Genomic DNA, 20,946 nt, shown 5'->3' on the forward strand with positions numbered 1-20,946 from the left:
GCCCAGAAAAGCCGGAGACAAAAGCCGGCCTCGCCGGGTTGGGTGCGCGAGCACGTACACAACCGAACGCACGTTCAGCCCGCGCCGCGGGCTTCGTAGGAAAGCCCGGCCCTTCAGGGCCGGGCGCACAACCCGGCCATTGGGTTAGGCCAAACCTATCACATAGGGGCACAAACGCTGAGCATAGCATAAGGAGTATCTTATAGTGTCTGTTGCTACACCGGCAACCTTGATCGATGATCTCCGCGCTGCGCTGGGGGCCGATGCCGTTGTCGTCGCTCCCGAAGCGTTGCTGACGTATGACTCCGATGGCAGTATGCTGGTCTCGCATCCGCCAGATGTGGTGGTGCTGCCGGCCACCGCCGAACAGGCTGCTGAGGCGGTGCGCTTGGCGGCCCGCGCTGGCGTGCCGATCGTAGCCCGCGGCGCTGGCACCGGCATTGCCGGTGGCGCGGTCCCGTTGCGTGGCGGCATGATGATCAGCACTGCGCGCATGGATAAAACCCTATCGGTCGATCTGCGTTCGCGGTTGGCAGTGGTGCAACCCGGTGTGGTTAACTCTGATCTGAATGCTTATCTTGCCCCGCGTGGCTACCAGTTCGCGCCTGATCCCTCTTCCCAACGCGCCAGCACCATCGGCGGCAATATCGCCACCAACGCCGGCGGCCCCCATTGCCTCAAGTACGGCGTGACCAGCAATCACGTGTTGGCCGTCGAGGTGGTTGATCATACCGGCCAACGCTATTGGACTGGCGATGGCGTGCTTGATCCGGTTGGCTATGATTTGACCGGTCTCATTGCTGGGAGCGAAGGGACGCTCGGCGTGGTGACGGCGGCGATCGTTCGTCTGACACCGCTGCCCGAAGCGGTGCGGGTGGTGCTGGCTCTCTTCCCGTCGGTGGTGGCGGCAGCAGCAGCGGTGAGCGCCGTGATCGCCGCCGGTTCGCTGCCGACTTCGCTCGAATTGATGGATCACAACGCGATCCGGGCCGTGAATCAAGCGTATGATCTGGGTTTGCCTGAAACGACCGGCACGACCGCGCTGATTATCGAAGTCGATGGCGTCAATGATGGTCTTGACGATCAGCTCGATCAGATTATCGCTATCTGCCGCACGCACGGCGCCTTCGATCTGCGCCCGGCCCGCGATCCAGCGACGCAGGCCCGGGTCTGGACGGCGCGGAAGTCGGTGGCCGGTGCGATCGGTCGCCTTGCCCCGGCGTACTATCTGGTGGATACGGTGGTGCCGCGCACCAAATTGCCACTGATGATGGAGCAGGTCGAGCGGTTGCGCGCCGAGTACCGGCTTGAGGTGTGCAACGTTGCCCACACCGGCGATGGTAATTTGCACCCGCTCGTGCTCTATGATCCGCGTGACCCTGATCAGCGCCGGCGGGCGCACGATCTGGCGGCGAGCGTGCTTGAACTCAGTATCGAGCACGGCGGTGTGGTGAGCGGTGAGCATGGCATTGGGCTAGAGAAGTGCGAATATCTACCGCGCTTCTTCTCGCCCGCTGAGTTGCAGTTGCACGCCACGATCCATCAGGTCTTCAATCCGACCGGCTGTTTCAACCCAGCCAAGATCTTTCCCGCTGACACCACCCCCGCCGAGTTAGCAGCCGCGCGCGCGGCCCGCTTGCAACAGCATGATTCGGCCCGCGCCGCTGTTGCGCTGGCTCCCGGTACATTCGTTGCCCCGGAAACGCCGGCTGCCGCTGCCGAATTGCTCAACGCTTGCCATCACGCTGGGGTGGCGGTGATCCCGACCGGTGGCGCGACGGCGCGTTCGCCAGACGCGGTGACGGTTTCTACCTTGCGCTGGCACGGGCCGCTGCTCTACGAGCCGGACGATCTGACGATCAAGGTGGCTGCCGGTACCACGCTGGCCGAGTTGCAGGCGTTGCTGGCACCGCATAACCAGATGCTTCCGCTCGATATTGCTGATCCACAGCGCAGTATTGGCAGTCTGGCGGCGACGGCGACCGATGGCCCGCGCCGCTTGGGGTACGGTTCGTTCCGTGATTGGGTACTGGCGCTCGATGTGCTCGAACCTGATGGCGAGCTGGTGCGGCTTGGCGCGCAGGTGGTCAAGAATGTCACCGGCTATGATCTAGTGAAACTCTACGTCGGCAGCGCCGGCACGCTTGGTCTGATCACGGCGGTGGCGCTGCGGCTCTTTCCCCAGCCGCCGGCGAGCGCCACTTTGCTGGCGCAGATGCCCGATGCGGCGACGGCATGCTCCATGCTCGACGCGCTGGCTGCCTCGCGGCTGTTGCCTACGGCGGTCGAATATCTGGCCGATCGCAATGGCGTGGTGGTGGCCATGCGGGCCGAAGGTCATCTGGCGGCGGTTGAGCGCCATCTGCGCGAGACGGTGGCGCTGGCCCAGCAGCGTGGCGGCACGGTGACGGTTGCCCGCGCTGCCGATGAAGCCGCGTTTTGGTACCAGACCGTCACCCGTTATGCGCCGGTTGCCGATCAGGCGTTACTACGACTGAGCGTCTGGCCGGCCCGTTTCGCCGCCGCGCTCCACACCATCGAGCAAGCTGCCCAGCGCCGGCAGGTGACGGTTGCTGTGACCGCCCATGCCCTCAACGGTATCATTTACCTGCAAGTTGCCGGCGATCCGGCGCAGGTGGCTGCCTATCACGCCGAGTTGGTCGCTGCGTTTCCGCATACTCGCCTGCTCGCCTCCCCGCCTGCGCTCGTCCTGCAGGCGCCGGTGTGGGGCCAGTCGCCGGTGGCGCTTGACCGGATGCGTGCGCTCAAAGTTGCGATTGATCCTTATGGCCGGATGCATCCAGCCGCGTTTTGGTTTACCAATCAGCCTTCATAATCCAGAGGAGAAGCGCCTGTGACAGTGACTCAACCTTCGTCACCCGCATCGCAGCCGGTCATTCCGCTCGTGATCGGCTTTAGCGCCAAAGATAAACCCAGCCCTGACATTATCAATACCTGCGTTCATTGCGGGTTGTGCCTCTCGTCGTGTCCGACCTACCGCGAGACCGGTCTTGAGATGGCTTCGCCGCGAGGCCGGATCTATCTGATGAAGGCGGTTGATGAAGGTCGCATCAGCCTCGCCAGTGAAGTTTTTCAAGAGCAGATGAGCCTCTGCCTCAATTGCCGGGCTTGCGAAGCGGTCTGCCCGTCGGGGGTGCAGTACGGTGCGATCCTTGAAGCGAGCCGGGCCCAAATCGAGCAGGCCCGCGCTGGCAAGGCTGGCCCGCCGGCCACCCCCGGCGCGCCGGAGCCGAAACTGCCGCCGCGCCCGCTCTGGCAGCGCGCTTTGCGTGGCGCCGTGTTTGGGGTATTGTTTAAGCGGATGGAGGTCTTCCGCCTCTTTTCTGCGATGATGCGCCTCTATCAGCGCAGCGGCGCGCAGTGGCTGGCCCGCAAGAGCCGCCTTCTCAAGCTGTTGGGCTTGGCTGACACCGAAGCCATGCTGCCGCCGATTAGCGACCGCTTCAGCGTGCCGCAGGGGCAGATTTTGCCGCCTGAAGGCGAACGGCGCTATAGTGTCGCCCTACTCACCGGCTGCATTATGAGCACGGCGTTCGCGCATGTCCACGAGGCTACCATTCGGGTGTTGCGCAAGAATGGCTGCGAAGTGATCATCCCGCCCGATCAAGGTTGCTGCGGCGCGTTGCACACCCACGGCGGCGATCTCGACGGCGGGCGCGAGCTGGCCCGGCAGAACATCGCCGCGTTTGAAGGCTTGGGAGTGGACGCCATTATCGTCAATGCTGCCGGTTGTGGCAGTACGCTCAAAGAGTATGGCCATCTCTTGCACGACGATCCGGCGTGGCGCGAACGGGCCGAACACTTTAGCGCCAAAATCAAGGATGTGCATGAATTTCTGGCTGGCATTGAGCTGAACCGGGCCGCTTTGGGCCGGCTTGACCTCACCGTCACCTATCAAGAGCCGTGCCACCTTGTGCATGCCCAGCGGATCAGCGCTCAACCACGGGCGTTGCTGAACGCCATCCCCGGCTTGACCTTGAAAGAGATGCCTGAGTCGTCGTTGTGCTGCGGCAGCGCCGGTATCTACAACGTCACCCAGCCTGAGATGGCGATGAGCCTTGGCGCGCGCAAGATCGACAATGCGCTGACCACCGGGGCCGAAATTATTGCTACTGCGAACCCCGGTTGCGCGTTGCAACTGGCCGGTGAATTGCGCCGGCGCGGCAAACAGGTCGAGGTGCGCTATATTATCGAATTGCTCGATGCCGCGTATCGAAAAGTTGAAACCCCTGCCTGACAATTTAAGCAAGTGATTTTTAACAGCCCTGTGCAGCCGAATATATGCTGCACAGGGCTTGTTCATGTTGCGCGTTCGCTTCAACCTATGCTACTATAATTGCACCAATCGGCACAAATATCGCGCCTGTACAGGTCATAACGCCGAATCATCCTATTTGCAAGCAGCTCTCAATGGTGCGGTAAGCTGCCGGGATAACAAGGGATAAACGCTTGTTATTCCTGACAGATACGAAACGTAGAGGCAAGAAATATAAAGCTGGCAGCATTGACGAGCCGTTCTTCTGCTATAATCGAACGCGATAAAGTGTGCCCAAATTCACAAGTTTGCGTGCGGGTTATTGGATCCGCCCCGTATCTAGTCTGGCCACGCCAATGAGTGAGATCAATCTTCACCCTGCCGCGCCTGAGATCGAGGCTGTGCGCGCCCAATTGCAACAGGCGCGCGGCAAGCAGTTCTGGCGTTCGCTCGACCAATTGGTCGATACCCCTGCCTTCCGTGAGCTGGTCGCGCGCGAATTTCCGCAGGGCGCGAGCGAGCTGGCCGATCCGGTATCGCGCCGCACCTTCCTCAAGCTGATGGGGGCATCGCTGGCGCTTGCCGGTTTGTCGGGTTGTACGTTCGCTATCAAGCAACCGCAAGAGAAGGTGGCACCCTTCGCGCGCGCGCCGCGCGATCAGATCCCCGGTATTCCCAACTATTACGCCACCGCTGTGACGCTCGACGGATTTGCTTTGGGTGTGACGGTCAAGAGCCGCGAGGGGCGCCCGATCAAGATCGAAGGCAATCCGGCTCACCCGGCCAGCCTTGGCGCGACTGATGTCTTTGCCCAAGCTGAGTTGCTGGCGCTCTACGACCCTGATCGGCCGGAAACGGTGCGCCGGAGCGGCTTGCTGAGCACATGGCAGAGCTTTGTCACCGCTATTACCGAGACGTTGCAGGTGCAGCGCGCCTTGCAAGGGCAAGGGATGCGGTTGTTGACGCCGACTATCACTTCGCCGACGTTGCGGGCTCAGATTGCCGAGTTGCTGACGAATTTCCCGGCGGCGCGCTGGGTGCAGCACGATCCGGTTGGGCGCAGCAATACCTATGCGGGTGCGGCATTGGCCTTCGGCGCGCCCTACGAGCCGCGCTACAACTTCGCCGAGGCTGAGGTGGTCGTGGCGCTCGATGCCGATTTTGTCAGCGAGGGGCCGGGCCGCGTGCGCTACGCCCGCGATCTGATGCAGCGCCGCCGCGTCCGTGCCAACGCCGAATCAATGAGCCGGTTGTACGTCGCCGAGCCGGTCTTTTCGCCGACCGGCGCACTGGCCGATCACCGGCTGGCGGTGCAGTCTGGCTTGATCGGCCAACTGGCCGCGGCTGTAGCCAACGAGTTGGGGGTGGCGGCTGTTGCACCGGCCACTGGCCTCAATGAGGCGCAGCAGCAGTGGGTTACTGCCGTCGCCGCTGATCTGCGCCGCGCCGGCAATCGGGCAGTGGTGGTGGTTGGTGAAGCCCAACCGCCGGTGGTGCATGCGATTGCCCACGCGATCAATGGGCAGCTTGGCGCTGTCGGCACGACCGTTGAGTACGCAGAGCCGGTCGCCCAGCCGTCCGATCCGCAGGATTTGGCGGCCTTAGTGAACGATTTGCGCGCCGGTAGCGTTGAGTTGTTGGTGATTATCGATAGCAATCCGGCCTTTACTGCCCCGGCCGATCTGGGTTTTGCCGAGGCGATGCGGCTGGCCAAGCAGGTCGTTGTACTCAATCCCTACGAAGACGAGACAGCGGCGCTGGCGACGTGGTTTATCCCGCTTGCCCATCCGCTCGAGTCGTGGTCGGACGCACGCGCCTACGATGGTACGGCCACCATCATCCAGCCGTTGACTATGCCGCTCTATGGCGCGCGCACCGCCCACGAGCTGTTGGCGGTGGTGAATGGGTCAATCGGTGCGACTGATTACGATATCGTGCGCGGCTATTGGCAGCAGCAAACCGGGCTTGAGAGCGCTGCGTTCGACGATTTTTTCAAGCGGGCGCTCAGCGCTGGCGTGATCGATGGTTCGCGCTTTGCACCGGTGACCGTGACCTTGCAACCCGGTCTGCGTCTGCAAGCGCCGGCGCCCTCGGCAGGTCTAGAGCTGATCTTCCGCCCCGATCCGGCGATCTGGGATGGTCGCTTTGCCAATAATGGCTGGCTGCAAGAGCTGCCCCGTCCGATGACTAAGCTGACGTGGGATAACGCCGCGCTGGTCAGCCCGCGTACCGCGATCCGCTTGCTGAATCTGCCCTTTGACCCGGCTAGCCTCGCTGCTCCCGGCCGGGCGCGCGATCAGGCGCTTGAGCGATTGGCCGGCGAGAATGGCCGCATGATCGATGTGAATACGCCCGTTGGGACGTTGCGGCTGCCGATCTGGATCATGCCCGGCCATGCCGACGATACGATTACGGTGACGCTGGGGTATGGCCGTACCCATGGTGGGCGAGTGGCCGAAGGCGCTGGGTTCAATGTCTATCGCCTGCGCCAGAGCGCCAATCCGTGGCTAGTGGCCGGCGTGAGCGCAACCGCTGTGAACGAGCGTTATCTGCTGGTCAGCACCCAAGATCACTGGACGCTGGAAGGGCGTGATGTGGTGCGGGCCGGGGAATTTGCCCGCTTCAAGGAAGACCCCAAGTACATTGCCAAAGAGGCCTATACCGAGAAATACGGTTCGCCACAGAAGCCGAAGTACCAGTCTCTGCTGCCCCGCTTTGATTATAGCACCGGCAACCAGTGGGGCATGGTGATCGATCTCTCGGCGTGTATCGGCTGCAATGCCTGTGTGATCGCCTGCCAAGCCGAAAATAATATCCCCATTGTCGGCAAAGAGGAAGTGGCGCGTGGCCGCGAGATGCACTGGATCCGGATCGATCGCTATTACGCCGGGAGCGATCTCGATAACCCTGAAGCCTACATGATGCCGATGACCTGCGCTCAATGCGAGCAGGCGCCGTGCGAATTGGTCTGCCCGGTTGCAGCGACGGTGCATGACGCCGAAGGCATCAACAATATGGTCTACAACCGCTGTGTTGGCACCAAATACTGCTCGAACAACTGCCCCTTCAAGGTGCGCCGGTTTAACTTCTTGCAGTACAGTGACCTGACCAGCGAGAGCCTGAAGCTGATGCGCAACCCGGAAGTGACGGTGCGCAACCGGGGTGTGATGGAGAAGTGCAGCTACTGCGTGCAGCGGATTAGCGCGGCGCGGATCAGGGCCAAAGTGGAAGGCAATCGCCCCATTCGCGATGGCGAAGTTGTCACGGCTTGCCAACAGGTCTGCCCGACCGAGGCGATTATCTTCGGTAATATCAACGATCCCAACAGTCGGGTGGCCCAGATCAAACAGCAGCCGCACAACTATACCGTCTTCGATGAGCTGAATCTCAAGCCGCGCACGAGCTATCTGGCCCGGGTGCGCAATCCCAATGAGGCGATTGCAGGAGGCCATGGCGAAGGGTAGCAGCAGGCCGGCTTGGTGTGGCCGGCGCTAGAAATGAGTAGGGCGTATGGTGCAATCTGTTCGCAGATCGATCTTTACCCGTATGGCGCGGCTGGCGTGGCTGCCGCTCTGCCTGCTGCTGGTCGCCTGTCACGTTGATATGTACGACCAGCCGAAATATAAGCCGAACGATGTGAGTTCGTTCTTTCCTGATGGCCGGGCCATGCAGCCGCCGCCGGCCAATACGGTGCCGTTGAATAGCTACAATCCCAATTCGCCGTTGATGACCGGGCGGATCGAAGGGCAGTTGGCCGATCAATTGCCGCCGGAAATCAAGCTCGATGCCGCGCTGCTCGCCCACGGCCAATCGCGCTATAACGCCTTCTGTGCGCCGTGCCACGGTTTGGTCGGTGATGGGAATGGCGTGATCGCCTATCGCGGCCCTATGACAGTAACGAGTCTGCATAACGATCGGTTGCGCACGGTGCAGATCGGCTATTTCTTTGATGTGATCACGAACGGCATCGGCAGAATGTATAGCTATGCTTCGCGCATCCCGCCTGAGGATCGTTGGGCTATCGCTGCGTACGTGCGTGCCCTGCAATTGAGCCAGAATGCCGATGTCGTCTTGTTGACCGAGGCTGAGCTGCAACAAGTGAGAGCCGGCCGCTAGGCTAGAGAGCGAGAGACGCAACCTATGTCTGCCCAAATCTTTCCGCGTAATGCCAACGCGATCTTTCTGGCCAGCCTCTTCGGCCTTGTGATGCTGGTGGTCGGCATCATTGCCGCCATGGTCGGGTTTTACCTCTCGCCGTGGTATACGGATGTCGGGGTTGCCCCGGCCCAGCCGGTGCCGTTTAGCCACAAGCATCACGTTAGTGAGCTGAAGATCGATTGTCGCTATTGCCATGCGACGGTCGAGAAGGCGGCAACGGCCGGTTTCCCGGCGACCGAGACCTGTATGTCGTGCCACTCACAGGTGTGGACGACCAGCCCGTTGCTCGCAGTGGTGCGCGATAGCTACCAGACCGGTGAGCCGGTGGTGTGGAACCGGATTTACGATCTGCCCGATTTTGTCTATTTCAACCATTCGGTGCATGTAGCTAAAGGGATCGGCTGTAGTTCGTGCCATGGCCGGATTGACCAGCAACAGTTAGCTGCCAAGGCCCAACCGCTCTATATGGGATGGTGCTTGGGCTGCCATCGCGCGCCGGAAGATTACATTCGCCCGCGTGAAGAGGTCTTCAATATGGAGTGGGATGTCAACTCGCTATCGTTAGCCGAGCGGCAGCGCTTGGTGGCAGAGTACCAAATTCCGACTGATGGCCGGTTGACCAACTGCTTCGTGTGCCACCGCTAGAGGAGTGTTGATCATGAGTCACGCGCATGCGCAGAGTGAAGGCCCTTCTGCTGAGAGTTTGGCCCTCAATCACGAAGTCAGCGACGCGCGCGTCCAGCCGGTGATTTGGGGGATCGTCATGGTTGCCGGCACCATGGTGTTGGCGTTTGTGCTGGCGATGGTGTTGTTGGTGGTTTGGGTGGGGCCGGTAGCCGATCAGAGCAATACCCTCTCGAATGACGAGGTGACGCAATTGCAATTGCCGCCAGCGCCACGGCTTGAGCAAAATCCACGGGTTGACGGTGATCGGATCATTGCCGAAGCAACCGAGCGGCTCGAAAGTTATGGTTGGGTGAATGAGCGGGCTGGACGGGCGCATATTCCGATCGAGCGGGCAATGGAACTCTTGCTCGAACATGGCTTGGATGCGGTGAAATAACCCGCTGCATCACTAGAGAGCAGGAAGTATGAGACACTGGTTTTTGTTCGTGCTCATTGGGTGGCTCGCTGTGCTGCTGGTAGCGCCGGCAACGGTGTTGGCGCAGGGCGGCAAGACGAACCCATCCGATAACGTCGGCTTTGAGCAGCGGATGGGGTCGCAGGTGCCGCTTGATGCCATGTTCGTTGACGAGCAGGGGGCTGAGGTGCGGCTCGGCCAATTCTTTACCGCTGGCCAGCCGGTCATTCTGGTGATGAACTACTACGAATGCCCCATGCTCTGCTCGTTTGTGCGCGAGGGGGTGTTGGCGGCGCTGCAACAGGTAACGCTTACGGCGGGACGCGATTTTCAGGTGGTGAATATTAGTATCGACCCGCTTGAGACGCCGATGTTGGCGGCAAATGTGAAAGCGTTGACGATGCAGCGTTATGCCCGGCCCGGCGCTGAGAACGGCTGGCACTTTCTGACCGGCGGCGAAGAGCAGATCCGGCGGGTAGCAGACGCGATCGGTTTTAAGTACTTCTACGACGAAACGATCGATCAATATGCCCACGCTGCCGGGATGGTGGTGCTGACGCCGGAAGGCAAAACCGCGCGCTATTTCTTTGGGATTGAGTTTAACGTGTCGGACGTGCGGTTAGGCATCGTTGAGGCTTCAGCCGGCAAGGTGGGCAATCCGATTGACCAGTTCTTGCTGCTCTGCTACCAGTATGACCCCGCTTCCGGCAGCTATACGCCGGCGATTATGACGATCTTGCGCATTGCCGGGGCGCTCACGGTTATTGGGATTATCACGATGATTGTCATGTTAAGCCGCTCGACTCCCGGCGGCAATCTGCCGCCGCCGCGTGAGGCGGCGCCGGCTTAGTGGCAGTAGCGACCGGGGCGGTTTCGCCCCCAGATAGGACGAGGTATGCGCGATTTTCCGTTGTTTCCTGATCAGGCGTCAACCTTTGCGACACAGGTTGACCAACTCTACTTCTTTCTGGTGACCCTGAGCCTGATCTTCGCCGGGGTGCTGCCGTTTGTCATTCTCTATCTGATCGTTCGCTATCATCGCAGCCAGAAGGTTAATCGCAGCAATCCGGTTGACTCCAATTTGAAACTAGAGTTGACGTGGACGCTGATCCCACTGGGCTTGGTGATGGTGGTCTTCTTCTGGGGCGCGTTTCTCTATGTGCAGATACGCACGCCGCCAACCCGCACGCTTGACGTGTACGTGATCGGTAAGCAGTGGATGTGGCACGTGCAACATCCGAATGGCAAGCGGGAAAATAACGAATTGCATGTCCCGGTTGGCCAGCCAGTGAAGTTGATCATGACGTCGCAAGATGTTATTCATAGCTTCTATGTGCCGGCCTTCCGCGTTAAGCAAGATGTGCTGCCCGGTCGCTATACAATCATGTGGTTTGAGGCCACCAAACCCGGCGAGTATCACCTCTTCTGCGCCGAGTATTGCGGTACTGAGCACTCGCTGATGATCGGACGAGTGGTAGCGTTGTCGCTGGCCGACTACGAGAGTTGGTTGGCGACCCCCGGCCCGGTGGTGTTACCTGACGGTACGATCGATACCGGCCAGCCGGTGGTTGCGCCGACGATCGGCGATCCGATGGCGGCTGCCGGCGCGCGTCTGTTCACCAGCCTCGGCTGTCTTGGCTGCCACGCGATGGCTGGCGGCGGCGTCGGGCCGAGCTTACAAGGTCTCTATGGCGCGACCGAAAAGATGGCCGACGGTTCGACGGTGGTGGCTGATGAGAATTATCTGCGCGAGTCGATCCTCAATCCGAATGCGAAGGTAGTAGCCGGCTATGCCGCAGTGATGCCGTTGTATCAGGGGCAGATTACCGAAGACCAGCTCAACCAACTGATCGCCTACATTAAGTCGCTTGCCGACACGGGGAACTGAGCCTATGAGCACGCTTTCGCTTCCACAGAGCAGCTATATTCGCGACAACTCGCGCACCTTCGCCGATTGGTTGAAGTCGTGGTTGTTGACGGTCGATCACAAGCGGATCGCGATCCTCTATCTGTTGTCGATCAACTTCTTCTTCTTGCTCGGCGGGTTGGCCGCGACGCTGGTGCGAGTCGAGTTGATTACGCCGCAGGGCGATCTGATGTCGTCCGATGTCTACAACCGGGCTTTCACCTTGCACGGCGTGATCATGGTCTTCTTCTTCCTGATCCCGTCGATCCCGGCGGTGTTGGGTAACTTTCTGGTGCCGCTGATGCTCGGCGCGCGTGATCTGGCCTTCCCGCGCCTGAACCTGCTGAGCTGGTATCTCTATATGATCGGTGGCCTGTTTGCCCTGATCGCCGCCGTCTTTGGCGGCGTCGATACCGGCTGGACGTTCTACACGCCGTTTAGCTCGACCTACTCTAACTCGAATGTGGTGATGACGATCACTGGCGCATTCATTATGGGCTTTTCGTCTATTCTGACCGGTTTGAACTTTATCGTCACCATCCACAAGATGCGCGCCCCCGGCTTGACGTGGTTTCGCCTGCCGCTCTTTATTTGGGCTAACTACGCGACCAGCATCATCCAGATTCTGGCGACGCCGGTGTTGGGCATTGCGCTGTTGCTGGTTGTGGTGGAGCGGTTGTGGGGTGTGGGGATTTACGATCCGGCGCTCGGCGGTGACCCGCTGCTCTTCCAGCATCTCTTCTGGTTCTATTCGCACCCGGCGGTCTATATTATGATCTTGCCGGCAATGGGTGTGATTAGCGAACTGATCAGCACCTTCTCGCGCAAGCGCATTTTCGGCTACGAGTTTATCGCCTTCTCGAGCATTGCGATCGCTATTCTGGGCTTCCTCGTCTGGGGCCACCACATGTTCGTCAGCAGCCAGTCGGTCTACGCCGGCTTGGTCTTCTCGTTCATTACGATGCTGGTGGCGATCCCGTCGGCGATTAAGGTGTTTAACTGGACGGCGACGCTCTACAAGGGTTCGATCAGCTATCGTACGCCGATGCTCTACGCGCTTGGCTTTATCGGTCTGTTCGTGATCGGCGGGCTGACCGGCATCTTCCTTGGCGTGACGGCGGTTGATCTGCACGTGACCGATACCTACTTTGTGGTGGCCCACTTCCACTATGTGATGGTTGGTGGCACGATTATGGCCTATTTGGGTGGCATCCATTTCTGGTGGCCCAAGATGACCGGTCGCATGTACAACGAGATTTGGGGCAGCATCGCGGCCCTGATCATTTTCGTTGGCTTTAACATGACCTTCTTCCCGCAGTTCATCCTTGGCTATCTGGGCATGCCGCGCCGCTATCACGTCTATCCGCCAGAGTTCCAGATCTTGCACGTGATGAGCACCGCCGGAGCGAGCATTTTGGCGATCGGCTTCATCGTGCCGCTGATCTATCTTGGCATCTCGTTGCGCAAGGGGGCGATTGCCGGTGATAATCCGTGGGGCGCGACCGGTCTTGAATGGAAGACCTCCTCGCCGCCGCCGACGTTCAATTTCGACAAGACGCCGATTGTGACCGAAGAAGCGTATGCCTATCCGCCGGAAGCGGCTGAGCGCGACGCGGCGGCGTGGCGGCCCGGTTCGCCGCTGTAAATCAGGCCGGCGATGAAGTGGAGCGACGTGACGCTAACACGTCGCTCCGTATTCGCATCCATTTGTCAATTGGTCAGAGAACATACATCGCAATTGGACGCAGAGGAGAGAGCGTTGGCAACCATTACACACGAAGAAGCGCATGCGCATATGCACGGCCCCGAACTGCAACACCAGTTCGAGACGCCGGAGCAGCAGAAAGAGGCGGCTACGCTGGGCATGTGGGCCTTCCTCGTCACCGAAATCATGCTCTTCGGCGGCATCTTTATGGCCTACATCGCTTACCGCTGGGCCTTCCCGGAGGCGTGGGAAGAATCGGCGGCGCTGCTCAATACGCCGCTTGCGACCGTCAATACAGTGGTGCTGCTGGTGAGTTCGTTGACGGTGGCGCTGGCGGTGAATGCCGCTGAAGAGGGGAAGAAGCGGCGCCTGATCACGATGCTGGTGCTCACTATCGTGCTAGGTCTTACCTTCCTTGGCATTAAGGCCTATGAATATGGTGAGAAATTTGCGCACTGCGCCGGCGCGAAGGATCCGATTGGCTGGATTACTGGCAGCGACCTGCATGAGAGCCACGAGTGTTTGGTGCCGGGCCGCGGGTTTATGTTCCCTGATGAGCACGGCGCGGCGAGCAGCGGGCACGGTGTGGCAAAGACGATGGCGCAATCGGGCCACCAGCTCTTTTTCTTGCTCTACTTCAGCGCAACCGGCTTGCACGCGATCCACATGATCATCGGTCTGGGGGTGATGACAACGATCTTGGTGATGACCTTGCGTGATCGCTTCTCGCCAACCTACTTCACGCCGGTTGAGATTGGCGGTCTCTATTGGCACTTGATCGACATCATCTGGGTCTTTCTCTTCCCACTGTTCTATCTGGTTTAGGAGGGCGCGATGGCCGAACAGCACACACATGCTCATGCGCATCACCACGGCGATAAGCATACCCATATTTCGCGGGGAACCTATTACCGCGTCTTTGCGGCGCTGATGGTGTTGATGGTGTTGACTGTCGCCGCGTGGTGGGTTGAGAAAAACCTGCTTGAGATACCGGGATGGCTGGCGGTAACGATTGCAATGTCGATCGCGATTGCCAAGACGGTCTTGATTGTGCTCTACTTTATGCATGTCAAGATCAGCAGCCGGATGACGCAAGTCTACGCTGCCGGCGCGTTTGTCTGGTTGATCATTCTGTTTGTGATTACAATGGGTGATTATGTGGCCCGCGGCTGGCCGCCGCAAGCCGGGCCGCTGTCGTAGGCAGAGCGGGATCGACGCGACGCTATATCGAGTAGTCAGGGCGGGTGTCAGGTCAGATGTAACGGTGGGTTTGAAACCCGCCCTTACTATCTCTCTGACAACCCGCTCTCGGCCCGCTATCTACCCAAACCGTTGCCGCAGCGCAGCAAGGCTGGTATGAGCGAGGCTCGGCAGGGTGAGATCGGCGGGCGGTAAGGGAACCTGCCCCGAAATTGCGCCGGGGATGGCGACCACCGGGCAGCCGGCCGCGCGGGCGGCGCGGATGCCGTTCGGCGAGTCTTCCAGCACGAGACAGGCGGCGGGCGGCAGGTCAAGCCGGGCCGCGGCGGTCAGAAACAGATCGGGCGCCGGTTTGGTAGCGACCACATCATCGGCGGTTACAACCGTGGCAAAGGCGTGGTACACATCGAGCCGCCGCAGCCAGCCTTCAACCCAACGCCGGCTGCTGCTACTGGCGACAGCGCATGGCAGGCCGGCGGCGCGCGCTTCGGCCAGTAACTCGGCGACGCCGGGCAAGAGCGGCTGATCGGCGCTAAGCGCATCTTTGCGCGCTTGCCGGCGGGCCAGAATCGCTTCGCGTTCAGTGATGACGCGCTCGGCCACTAAGGGGTCGCGCTCACGGAGCAGGCTGACCAGATGGGCATGGGCGTCAAAACCGGCATTTGCCCCTAGCGTCGCCGCCCAATCGTGAACATTCAGGGTAACGCCGTATTCGGCATATAGTTCTTGCCAGCTCTGCAAGGCTGGGGTTTCGGTATCGACCATTAGGCCATCGAAATCGAAGATCAGGGCGCGAATGGGCATGCATAGATCCTTGTTGGTGAACCATAGGTTAGAGCCGCACGGCCGTGCGGCTCTCCGTATTATCATACCATGGTGTTGGTGGGAGCAATTGCGCCTCTGGGCTGATGGCAGGCGCCGGCTGGATCGGTTACGATGAATATGGCGCAGCTTTACCCCGGAGGACTGGATATGCTCAGTAATATTGCAGAAGCGGTGCGTCTGAGACCGTTCGCTGGTTCGGCAGCCGATTACGCTGCGCTGGCGGCGATTGCTCAGGCAGCTTTTCCTGATAGCCACGAAACAGCGGAAGAGATTCAACATTGGGATGCGATCCGTCCTGCCCATTCCGTGATAGCGCGTTGGCTGGCAGAGGTGGGCGAGACGGTGGTGGCGGCGGCTGAGTATTTTCATGCCACGTGGATGTACCACCCGCGCAAATTCTTTATCAGCATCGCGGTGCTGCCTGAATCGCAAGGGCGGGGGCTTGGCAGCTATTGTTATGATGAACTGATGCGCGAGCTGACCGAACGGCATCAGCCATTGCAGGTGCGGAGCAACTGCCGCGAAGATCAGGCGCGCAGCGTGCGCTTTCTCACCGATCGCGGCTTTCGTGAAGAGATGCGCACGTGGGAGTCGCGGCTTGACCTGCGCACGTTTGACCCGGCTCGGTTTGCCGAGGCGTCGGCGCGCGCCGTTACGCAAGGGTTTACGATATGCAACCTCAACGAGTGGCTGGCACACCTGCCTGATGCCCGCCAGCGCCTCTACGAGGCGATGATCGAGATGCGGGCCGATGTGCCGCAACCCGAACCGTTCACGCCGGTTGATAGGGCAACGTGGGAACGGACGGTGTTTGATAATCCGCACCTCTACCCGGAAGGCTATTTCTTGGCGCTCGACAGGGATGAGATCGCGGCGGTGAGCCAGCTCTGGAAGCATGCTGAGCCGGATGTGTTGATGACTGGCATTACCGCTACGCGACGGCATTATCGGCGGCGCGGGTTGGCGCTAGCGCTGAAGGTGCATGCGTTGAACTTCGCCAAAGCCGCCGGCTACCGCGAGGTGCGCACCTATAACGCGACCACCAACCGGGCTATGTTGAGCATTAACGAAGCGTTGGGGTTCGTGAAGCAACCGGCGTGGATCGAATTCGTGAAGGATGTGGGGTAAGGGAAACGGAGGGACAGTGCAGCGCACTGTCCCTCCGAGGAGGGGTAATATTTGTTTATGATGACGATTCGACCCTTTCGGCGGGATGAAACCGATTATCATGCGATGGCGACGGTGTACGGCGCGCTCGTGCCAGATGCACCGCTCAATGCGGCGGAGTGGCGGATTCGCGATGAGTTGCACAACCCGCAATTGGCCCTCTACCGGGCGATTGGCGAAATTGATGGCGTTGCGGCAGGTTATGCCGAATATTATCAGCCGACGTGGTGTGCCGATCCGTACCATATTGAAACGTTGGTCTACGTGCATCCGGCGTATCAAGGACGCGGATTGGGCGCGACGCTCTGGCAGCATGTGCAGCAGGCGTGGCAGCCGTTGCAACCGCGCCACGTGTTGGCAAAAGTGCGCGGAGATTGGCAGGCCGGGTTTGCCTTTGCGGTGCGGCGCGGTTTTCAGGAAGACCGGCGGGTGTGGCTCTCGCGCCTTGAGGTGGCGAGCTTTGATCCCACTCTCTTCAGCGGCGCGATCGAGCGGGTGACAGCGCAGCAGATTGACATCCGCAGCTTTGCTGTTCTCGCCGCTACCGATGCCGGCTTCTGGCGCAAGTTGTACGCATTTGAACAGCAAACCACCCGCGACGTACCGTCAGCCTTTCCAGTAGCCATTCCCGCCTACGAGCAGTGGCTCAAACTCTACCAGCCTTGCAATGGCGCGGTGTGGGAAGGCAGTTTTGCGGCGATAGCTGATAGGCAGGTGGTCGGGATAAGCACCCTCGAAACGATCGATAATGAGACCGATCTGGAAGTGGGCTTTACAGCAGTGCGGCGCGACTATCGCGGGCGTGGGATTGCGCTGGCGCTGAAGTTGTGTACGATTGCGTATGCCCAAGCGATGGGTGTGACTGGGATCCGTACCGACAACGACAGCACCAATCAGCCGATGTGGCAGATTAATCAACGGTTAGGCTTTCAACGCGGGCCGGTGTGGATCGTGCTGCGCCGGCGTGAACAGGTCAAGGAGGTGACGTGAACGGGTTGCCGTTGGTTGAGTTAGCAGGCGATGCTTACACACAGGGTTGGCAGCACGGGCGGGTCTTGCGCGAGGCAATTGCTGCCAACCTGCGTATTTATACCGCGCGCTTCGAGCGCGAATTGCGCATGTCGCTCGATGAAGTTTGGCGGCGCGCTCTGCGGTATGCGGACGCGATTGCCGGGCAAAACCCGGAGTATGCCGCCGGGATGCGTGGAATTGCCGACGGCGCGGGGATAGAGCTGGCGGCGATTGCGGCGTTGAATGTGCGCTACGAACTGTTTTACCAATATTTCCGCGAGTATGATCGTCCGCCCGCCAAGCCTGACGGATGTACGGCGTTTGCCCTCTTGCCCTCTGCGACAAGCGATGGCCATCTGCTGGCAGGCGAAAACTGGGATTGGATCACCGGCGTGCGCGGCGCGATTGTGGCGACGGTTGAACCTGACGGCCTGCGCACGCTGGCCTTTACCGAAGCCGGCATTTTTGGCGGCAAGATCGGTCTGAACTCGGCGGGGTTGGCATTGTTGATTAACGGTCTTAGCAGTACGGCTGACGATTGTGCCAGCCTGCGGCGACCGTTTCACGTGCGCTGTTACGAAGTCTTGCGCGCGCGTACCCTCGCCGAGGCGCAGGCGGTGATCACGGCGGAAGCGCGGGCCGGTTCGGCCAATTTTCTCATTGCTCAAACACCCGATCAGGTAATCAATATCGAGGCGGCGCCGGAAACGGTGGCCGTGAGCGGGTGTGCCGGCGGTTGCCTGATCCACTCCAACCACTTCAACGACCCGGCGGCCTTGGACATTGTCGAACGCGCGATCGAGCGGGTGCCGCATTCGCGATGGCGGCAAGCGCGCTTGCAAGCGCTGCTGGCGCCGCGTCCGCAATCGCTGGCGCGCGTGCAAGCGGCATTGCGCGACCATGATCGCCTTCCTTATTCGGTCTGTTTCCACATTGATCCCGCCGATTCGCCCGATGAATATTACGAATCGGTCGCTTCGATCATCATGGATGTGACGGCTCAAACGTTGTATGCTACTGAGGGGCCGCCATGCGAGCGCGAATATGTGCAGTACCGGTTGGCGGCTGGGGCGGAGGCATCGTAGCGCGGCGAGAAGGCAGATTTAGTTGGCATAGACGATTGTCAATGCGTTGTTTTTCTCAGTCTCGCGCAAACTATCATCTGCACGAGGCAAGGACAACCAATGCGCACGGTTCTCTTTATCTGCACCGGCAACTACTACCGCAGCCGCTACGCCGAGCTGCTGTTCAACGCCATGCGCGTACCGGGTTGGCAAGCCGATTCGCGTGGGTTGCGGCTCTCGGCTTCCAATCAGGGGCCGATCTGGCCCAACGTTCTGGTGCAATTACAACAACGCGGCTTTCCGCCGCCATCCGAAATCCGGCCACCAATAACCTTGACCGAACCCGATCTGCGGCGAGCGGCCGTGGCGATAGCCTTGGATGAGCGCGAGCATCGCCCGCTGATGCAACAACGCTTTCCGGGGTGGGTGGATCAAATCCGTTACTGGCAAACACCCGACATACCCTTCTTGCCCGCCGGTGAGGCGTTTCGCCGGATCGAGGCGGGAGTAGCAGAATTAGTGGCAGAATTGGGCCGTTGGCAACCTGCGGGTTAGGCGTGGGCGGTTGTGAGAGGGCAGCAACGTGTCGCTATCCGTAAGGCGAGAGGACGAGCGTACTGGCACTCGACGCACGCAAGGTGTGCCGGCTACCACACGTGAGGGAACCTATGGAGATCGGCGTCGTTTCGGATACGCATGGCCGGCTGGGGCCGGCGGCGCTAACAGCATTAGCCGGGGTTGAGCTGATCTTGCATGCTGGCGATATTGGCCATGAAGCCATTCTCGACCGGCTCGCGACCATTGCGCCGGTATTGGCCATTCATGGCAACACCGATGAGGGAATGACGCTGACTCGCGCTTACCCGGCGCACCGCTGGATCGAGCGCGAGGGAGTTGTGATCTATCTGACCCACATTGGCGGCCAGCCCCGCCATCTTGTGCAATCGTTACCGAAGACGGCTGATGGCCGGGCACCGCAGGTCTATATTTTCGGCCATAGCCACCGGCCATTGTACGAAATGTACAATGGGGTACTCTTTCTCAATCCGGGCACTGCTGGTGTGCCGCGGGGGGCGGGGTTGTCGGTGGCGCGGTTGACGGTGGCCAATGGCCAAGCGAGCGTAGCGATTATCGAGTTGGAGAGATGAGGGTGAGAGGGCGTTATGGCTCCAACCACAACAGTACAGCGCAGAATCGGCTGGCGCGGGCCGGTTGCAGGGCTTGGTTTCATCATCCTGTTCGCGTTGCTCCCGACGATTGCAACGGCATTGGATTGGGAGCGACAGCTTTTCTTTGCGGTGCATGGCATCTGCGCACAAAGCCACAACTTGATCGTGAGTAGAGTACAGTTTCCGCTCTGCGCTCGCGATAGCGGCATCTATCTTGGGCTGATGGTGACGTTGGGGGTGATGGCAGCATTGGGGAGGATGCGGGCGGGGAGGTTGCCGCCGTTGCCGATCGGCTTGACGCTGATTGGCCTGATGGCGGTGATGGGAATTGATGGGCTGAATTCAACCGTTGCCGAGCTGGGTTTTCCGCCAGCGTACCCGCCGCGCGACGATCTGCGCCTTGTGACCGGGCTGGGGTTTGGTGCGGCATTGGCAGTAGGGCTGTTATTGGTCGCCAATCATACCTTTCTACCGCCCGATCTGCTGGCTGCCGAGCAAGCGCCCATCGGGAGCTGGCGCGATCTGGGGGTCGTGATCGGCGCGTTGGGTCTTTTGGTGGCAGCGATCGCCGCCAACCAAGCGGTGTTGGCATGGCCGCTGGTCTTGCTCAGCGTGATTGGGGTGACGGGAGTGATGACCTTTGCTGTGGCGCTACCGATCAGCGCCTTCGCCGGCCTGAGCGGGCGGGTGCGGCACGTGCGGCAATTAGCCTTGCCGGCGCTAGCCGGGTTTATCGTGGCGTTGCTGTTGCTGGCCGTGCTGGCGCGCTGGAAAATCGGGTTAGAGGTATCAGGCTTGCTGCCGCCGCCACTGATCCCAGAGTAGCCCTCGTGTAAAGCCGGCTGTGCGGCTCCACACTGAGCAGTGATAGAGCGGGCCAGCGGCCCGCGCGCCGGGGGCGAGTAGGCGCACCGGGTCATAACAAGCCAGTAGTGCGGCTTAGCCACAGCCGCACTACTGGCTCATTGAGCATACCTTCACCGCGGCATCGTCACCTTCAGGTCGTTTAGTGCAGTGCGTAGATTGTCAAGAGCGACTCGCGCCTCAGGCGGGAGCTGATCGAGGCCGGCGACCGTTTCGAGTACGCGATTGGCGGCGATCGCAAGGCTATCGAGATGGCCGAGCAGACAGCCAGCTTCGCGCGCTTCGGCAGTACGCTGGCCGAAGAGGGCGTGCCAGTAATCGGCTGAAGCTAGATAGCGCGTTTCGCCGAGCAGTTCGAGCGCCAGCGTGCAGCGGTCGAGTGGGCGGATCGCCAACACCTCTCGATCGTTGAGCGTAATCTGGCCGGGTGCATGGCGGATCAAGGCGATCGCGTCATCAGTGCGGCTAACGCCATCTTCACTCAGATGCAAGGTTCGGATCTGCATACCACCAACTCCTT

At 60.4% G+C, this 20,946-nt stretch carries 19 protein-coding genes; 17 read left to right on the forward strand and 2 right to left on the reverse strand.

The features are described from left to right. Positions 1–205 precede the first annotated feature (205 nt). From U9R61_RS00215 to U9R61_RS00265, 11 genes are all read left to right on the forward strand, one after another. Positions 206–2,836, forward strand: a complete 2,631-nt coding sequence (locus tag U9R61_RS00215; RefSeq protein ID WP_322486814.1) for an FAD-binding oxidoreductase — start codon at positions 206–208, stop codon at positions 2,834–2,836. Positions 2,837–2,854: 18 nt separating this feature from the next. Next, complete coding sequence (locus U9R61_RS00220) at positions 2,855–4,258, forward strand: (Fe-S)-binding protein (protein WP_322486815.1); 1,404 nt, start codon at positions 2,855–2,857, stop codon at positions 4,256–4,258. A 374-nt stretch (positions 4,259–4,632) separates the two neighbouring features. Further along, the gene (locus tag U9R61_RS00225; RefSeq protein WP_322486816.1) at positions 4,633–7,740 is read left to right on the forward strand and encodes a TAT-variant-translocated molybdopterin oxidoreductase; all 3,108 of its coding nucleotides are present in this window, start codon (positions 4,633–4,635) and stop codon (positions 7,738–7,740) included. Between the two features lie 46 nt (positions 7,741–7,786). Beyond that, a complete protein-coding gene (locus tag U9R61_RS00230) occupies positions 7,787–8,392 on the forward strand; it encodes a cytochrome c (protein ID WP_322486817.1) in 606 nt (201 codons plus the stop codon). Between the two features lie 24 nt (positions 8,393–8,416). Next, positions 8,417–9,079, forward strand: coding sequence for a cytochrome c3 family protein (locus U9R61_RS00235; RefSeq protein WP_322486818.1), 663 nt, complete (start codon positions 8,417–8,419; stop codon positions 9,077–9,079). A gap of 13 nt (positions 9,080–9,092) precedes the next feature. Beyond that, positions 9,093–9,497 (forward strand): hypothetical protein, encoded by a 405-nt coding sequence (locus U9R61_RS00240; RefSeq protein WP_322486819.1) that lies wholly within the window; start codon positions 9,093–9,095, stop codon positions 9,495–9,497. A gap of 28 nt (positions 9,498–9,525) precedes the next feature. Further along, the gene (locus tag U9R61_RS00245; RefSeq protein WP_322486820.1) at positions 9,526–10,365 is read left to right on the forward strand and encodes an SCO family protein; all 840 of its coding nucleotides are present in this window, start codon (positions 9,526–9,528) and stop codon (positions 10,363–10,365) included. Between the two features lie 45 nt (positions 10,366–10,410). Beyond that, on the forward strand, positions 10,411–11,403 hold the full coding sequence (gene coxB / locus U9R61_RS00250) for a cytochrome c oxidase subunit II (protein WP_322486821.1): 993 nt from the start codon (positions 10,411–10,413) through the stop codon (positions 11,401–11,403). Positions 11,404–11,407: 4 nt separating this feature from the next. Further along, the gene (ctaD, locus tag U9R61_RS00255) at positions 11,408–13,066 is read left to right on the forward strand and encodes a cytochrome c oxidase subunit I (RefSeq protein WP_322486822.1); all 1,659 of its coding nucleotides are present in this window, start codon (positions 11,408–11,410) and stop codon (positions 13,064–13,066) included. Positions 13,067–13,180: 114 nt separating this feature from the next. After that, positions 13,181–13,951, forward strand: a complete 771-nt coding sequence (locus U9R61_RS00260) for a cytochrome c oxidase subunit 3 family protein (RefSeq protein ID WP_322486823.1) — start codon at positions 13,181–13,183, stop codon at positions 13,949–13,951. A 9-nt stretch (positions 13,952–13,960) separates the two neighbouring features. Next, positions 13,961–14,326 (forward strand): cytochrome C oxidase subunit IV family protein, encoded by a 366-nt coding sequence (locus U9R61_RS00265; RefSeq protein ID WP_322486824.1) that lies wholly within the window; start codon positions 13,961–13,963, stop codon positions 14,324–14,326. Between the two features lie 120 nt (positions 14,327–14,446). Here the strand turns inward: U9R61_RS00265 and U9R61_RS00270 are convergent, their stop codons facing one another. After that, positions 14,447–15,130, reverse strand: a complete 684-nt coding sequence (locus U9R61_RS00270) for an HAD family hydrolase (RefSeq protein ID WP_322486825.1) — start codon at positions 15,128–15,130, stop codon at positions 14,447–14,449. A 168-nt stretch (positions 15,131–15,298) separates the two neighbouring features. Between U9R61_RS00270 and U9R61_RS00275 the strand changes: the two genes are divergently transcribed. The 6 genes from U9R61_RS00275 to U9R61_RS00300 all read left to right on the forward strand — a co-directional run bounded on the left by U9R61_RS00275 (position 15,299) and on the right by U9R61_RS00300 (position 20,387). Beyond that, positions 15,299–16,279: a GNAT family N-acetyltransferase gene (locus U9R61_RS00275; protein ID WP_322486826.1), complete on the forward strand. Its 981-nt coding sequence runs from the start codon at positions 15,299–15,301 to the stop codon at positions 16,277–16,279. 57 nt (positions 16,280–16,336) lie between these two features. After that, complete coding sequence (locus U9R61_RS00280; RefSeq protein ID WP_322486827.1) at positions 16,337–17,308, forward strand: GNAT family N-acetyltransferase; 972 nt, start codon at positions 16,337–16,339, stop codon at positions 17,306–17,308. Beyond that, positions 17,305–18,414, forward strand: coding sequence for a C45 family peptidase (locus tag U9R61_RS00285; protein ID WP_322486828.1), 1,110 nt, complete (start codon positions 17,305–17,307; stop codon positions 18,412–18,414). The genes U9R61_RS00280 and U9R61_RS00285 overlap by 4 nt, the downstream gene beginning before the upstream one ends. Positions 18,415–18,513: 99 nt before the next feature. Further along, positions 18,514–18,948, forward strand: a complete 435-nt coding sequence (locus U9R61_RS00290) for a low molecular weight phosphatase family protein (protein ID WP_322486829.1) — start codon at positions 18,514–18,516, stop codon at positions 18,946–18,948. Positions 18,949–19,061: 113 nt separating this feature from the next. Further along, complete coding sequence (locus tag U9R61_RS00295; RefSeq protein WP_322486830.1) at positions 19,062–19,541, forward strand: metallophosphoesterase family protein; 480 nt, start codon at positions 19,062–19,064, stop codon at positions 19,539–19,541. 15 nt (positions 19,542–19,556) lie between these two features. Further along, positions 19,557–20,387: a DUF2085 domain-containing protein gene (locus U9R61_RS00300; protein ID WP_322486831.1), complete on the forward strand. Its 831-nt coding sequence runs from the start codon at positions 19,557–19,559 to the stop codon at positions 20,385–20,387. 152 nt (positions 20,388–20,539) lie between these two features. Here U9R61_RS00300 and U9R61_RS00305 read toward each other — a convergent pair whose 3' ends face one another. After that, positions 20,540–20,932: a hypothetical protein gene (locus U9R61_RS00305; RefSeq protein WP_322486832.1), complete on the reverse strand. Its 393-nt coding sequence runs from the start codon at positions 20,930–20,932 to the stop codon at positions 20,540–20,542. Positions 20,933–20,946 lie beyond the last annotated feature (14 nt).

This window comes from Chloroflexus sp. (assembly GCF_034431535.1).
Classification (GTDB): domain Bacteria; phylum Chloroflexota; class Chloroflexia; order Chloroflexales; family Chloroflexaceae; genus Chloroflexus.